The organism is Intrasporangium sp. (assembly GCF_039812505.1).
Lineage (GTDB): Bacteria > Actinomycetota > Actinomycetes > Actinomycetales > Dermatophilaceae > Intrasporangium_A.
In genome coordinates, this window is record NZ_JBDIAQ010000228.1 from 1 (window position 1) to 3,841 (window position 3,841).

At 70.6% G+C, this 3,841-nt stretch carries 3 protein-coding genes; 2 read left to right on the top strand and 1 reads right to left on the bottom strand.

Features of this window, described 5'->3' with window-relative positions:
• Nucleotides 1–37: 37 nt before the first annotated feature.
• On the top strand, nucleotides 38–922 hold the full coding sequence (locus WMI84_RS17365; protein WP_347355030.1) for a glycerophosphodiester phosphodiesterase family protein: 885 nt from the start codon (nucleotides 38–40) through the stop codon (nucleotides 920–922).
• 60 nt (nucleotides 923–982) lie between these two features.
• Here WMI84_RS17365 and rpsA read toward each other — a convergent pair whose 3' ends face one another.
• Nucleotides 983–2,446 carry a 30S ribosomal protein S1 gene (gene rpsA / locus WMI84_RS17370; RefSeq protein ID WP_347355031.1) on the bottom strand — a complete coding sequence of 488 codons (1,464 nt, stop codon included), beginning with the start codon at nucleotides 2,444–2,446 and terminating at the stop codon, nucleotides 983–985.
• Nucleotides 2,447–2,640: 194 nt separating this feature from the next.
• On the opposite strand from rpsA, the gene WMI84_RS17375 reads away from it, so the two are divergent.
• The gene (locus WMI84_RS17375; protein WP_347355032.1) at nucleotides 2,641–3,459 is read left to right on the top strand and encodes a class I SAM-dependent methyltransferase; all 819 of its coding nucleotides are present in this window, start codon (nucleotides 2,641–2,643) and stop codon (nucleotides 3,457–3,459) included.
• Nucleotides 3,460–3,841: the final 382 nt, after the last annotated feature.

The window sequence follows — 3,841 nt, forward strand, 5'->3', positions numbered from 1 at the left end:
TCCCGATCGAACGTGCACCCTCGGTAGGGTGGGCAGCGTGTCGCAGGCCACGCTCCGCCCCGGGCCATGGGCCGACGGCACGATCGACGTCGAGGGCCACCGCGGTGCCCGGGGCCTGGCTCCGGAGAACACCCTCGCGGGTGTCCGAGCCTGCATCGAGTCCGGCGCGAGCGCCGTCGAGATCGACGTCCGGCTCACCGCCGACGGCCACATCGTGCTGTGGCACGACCCGGTCCTGCGACCCGGGACCTGCCGCTGCACCGCGGGCGACCTCGCCGGGGCCCGCATCGACGCCCTCACCCTCGAACAGCTGCGCACGGTCGACATCGGCAGCACCGGGCATCCCCGTTTCCCGGGCCAGCGGCTCGATCCGACCGCGCGGTTCGTCACGCTGCACGAGGTGCTCACGGTGGGTGTCGCGCTGGCACCGCAGATCTGGTGGACCATCGAGGTCAAGGTCGACCCGGGGCACCCGGCCTCGCTGGCCACCCGTCCTGCGCTCGTCGAGGGGGTGCTGGCCGAGATCCACGAGCACGGGATCGCGAAGCGGTGCTTCGTGCACTCCTTCGACTGGGGCGTGCTCGAGCTGGCGTCTCGGCTCGACCCGCTGCCGCTTCGCTCCGCGCTCGTCGAGGTCGGCAAGACCTACGCCCCGGGGACGCCATGGCTGGGCAGCGTGCGGTGGGAGCAGCACCGGGAGGACCTGCCCGGTGCCGTGGCCGAGCTCGGGGCCTGCGTGGTCGGCCCGGAGTACGTCGACGTGGACGCCCGCCTCGTGCGGCGGGCCCACGACCTCGGGATCGCGGTCCTGACCTGGACCGTCAACGAGCCGGCCGACCTGCTCCGCATGCGCGATCTCGGCGTGGACGGCATCGTCACCGACTATCCGGACCGGGCGCTCGGCCTGCTCCGAGCGCGCTAGGAACCGCGCGCGAAGGCCCGGTCCGAACGGACCGGGCCTTGCGGCATACGAGCCGGACGGTCAGTTGCCGGTCAGCTTCTCGCGCAGCGCGGCGAGTGCCTCGTCCGAGGCGAGCGTGCCCTCGACGGGCGCGCTCTGCGCGTCGGACCCCGAGGAGTAGGACGTGGCGTTGCCCGCCGCCACCGCGGCGTCGGCGTCGGCCTTGGACGCGGCCTCGACCTGCGCCTTGTGCGCCTCCCAGCGAGCGTGGGCCTCGGCGTACTCGCGCTCCCACTTCTCGCGCTGGGCCTCGTAGCCCTCGAGCCACTCGTTGGTCTCGGGGTCGAAGCCCTCCGGGTACTTGTAGTTGCCGTTCTCGTCGTACTCGGCGGCCATGCCGTAGAGGGTCGGGTCGAACTCGGTCATCGCCAGCGCGGCCTCGTTGGCCTGCTTGAGCGAGAGCGAGATGCGGCGGCGCTCCAGGTCGATGTCGATGACCTTGACGAAGATATCGGCACCGACGCTGACGACCTGCTCGGGCAGCTCGACGTGGCGCTCGGCCAGCTCGGAGATGTGCACGAGGCCCTCGATGCCGTCCTCGACGCGCACGAACGCACCGAACGGGACCAGCTTGGTGACCTTGCCGGGGACGACCTGCCCGATCGCGTGGGTCCGGGCGAAGTGCTGCCACGGGTCCTCTTGGGTCGCCTTGAGCGAGAGGGAGACCCGCTCGCGGTCCATGTCGACGTCGAGGACCTCGACGGTGACCTCCTGGCCGACCTCGACGACCTCGGACGGGTGGTCGATGTGCTTCCACGACAGCTCGGAGACGTGGACGAGGCCGTCGACCCCGCCGAGGTCGACGAACGCACCGAAGTTGACGATCGAGGACACGACGCCGGTGCGGACCTGGCCCTTCTGCAGCTCCTTGAGGAAGGTGGTGCGCACCTCGGACTGCGTCTGCTCGAGCCAGGCCCGACGGGACAGGACCACGTTGTTGCGGTTCTTGTCCAGCTCGATGATCTTGGCCTCGATCTCCTTGCCGACGTACGGCTGCAGGTCGCGGACGCGGCGCATCTCGACGAGGGAGGCGGGCAGGAAGCCGCGCAGGCCGATGTCGAGGATGAGGCCGCCCTTGACGACCTCGATGACGGTGCCGGTGACGACGCCGTCCTCCTCCTTGACCTTCTCGATCGTGCCCCAGGCGCGCTCGTACTGGGCGCGCTTCTTGGACAGGATCAGCCGGCCCTCCTTGTCCTCCTTCTGCAGGACCAGGGCCTCAACCTCGTCGCCGACCCCCACGATCTCGGACGGGTCGACGTCGTGCTTGATGGACAGCTCGCGTGAGGGGATGACGCCCTCGGTCTTGTAGCCGATGTCGAGCAGGACCTCGTCCCGGTCGACCTTGACGATGCGACCCTCGACGATGTCGCCGTCGTTGAAGTCCTTGATGGTCGCGTCGATCGCGGCAAGGATCTCTTCCTGAGAGCCGATGTCGTTGATGGCAACCTCAGGCGCGGTCTTCTCGACCGTGTTGGCAGTCATGTAGTAGGAACTCCGATTGTGGACAGTGATGTTGCGGCCTACGCTCAGAAGCCACGCCGGAGCCCGCAGAGCATCGCTCAGCTGGGCTCCCGGATGGACCGAGGCACGCCGGATGGGCAGGTGGATCCGAGCACACGAATGTGCCCCAGCATCCTATCTACGGGCTTCGGACGGGGTCAAAGCAGGGGTATGACGTGCAGCCGCCGCCCGAGGTGACGCGCCGGACCGCGCCGGCCGCCGAGACGGTGCAGGCGAACCGCCGGTGGTGGGACGGCGCGGCGGGCGACTACTACGCCGAGCACGGGACGTTCCTCGGCGACGTCGACTTCGTGTGGGGGCCGGAGGGGCTGCGCGAGTCGCAGGCCGGGCTGCTCGGTGAGGTCGGTGGGCGGCGGATCCTCGAGGTCGGCGCCGGGGCGGCGCAGTGCTCCAGATGGCTCGTCACCCGGGGGGCCACGGTCGTGGCCACCGACCTGTCCGCGGCGATGCTGTCCACGGCCGCGCGGATCGCCCGGCGCCACCCCGAAGTCCCGTCGCTCCCCCTGGCGCAGTGCGACGCCCGGGCGTTGCCGTTCGCGGACGCCTCGTTCGAGATCGTGTTCACCGCCTACGGCGTGCTCCCGTTCGTGGCCGACCCGGAGGTGGTGCTGGCCGAGTGCGCCCGGGTGCTGCGCGACGGCGGCCGTCTCGTCTTCTCGACCACCCACCCGGTCCGGTGGGCCTTCCCGGACGACCCGGGACCGGGCGGGCTCACCGCCGGCCAGTCGTACTTCGACCGGACCCCCTATGTCGAGCAGGACCCGTCCGGGACGGCGAGCTACGTCGAGCACCACCGCACGCTCGGCGACCGCGTCCGGGAGATCCACGGCGCAGGGCTGACCTTGGTCGACCTCGTCGAGCCGGAGTGGCCGGCCGGACTCGAGCAGGAGTGGGGCGGCTGGTCGCCCCTGCGGGGGCGGCTGCTGCCCGGCACCGCCATCTTCGTGTGCGAGAAGGGGATGGTCTCGCCCTGAGCCGGCCGCGACCAATGACCGGAACCTGTGGACGGAGCCTGGACGGGATGGCGTGTCGGAGCGGCCCTGCTCAAGATGGTGATGGCACCCTCGTGTCGCGTCAAGGCTGCAGGTGCGCACCTCAGCGTCCTGGTCGTGCCCTGATGTCAGGCATCTGCCTACGCGACGAACGGTGCAGGACGATCACCGCGGTCCTGGTGCCGTCCCCGACGAACCGGCCATGGTCGGCTGACCGGCCGGTTCGTCCTTCCGGGGCGCCAAGACTCGCTGCCCGTTCTTCGCGCGCGGTTCCTGCCACTGGCACGTTCGCTGGGGCTGCCGGACGTGGATGCCGCCGCGATTCGCATGCCTGAGCCGCCCGCGTTCACCCAGGACGTCGCGG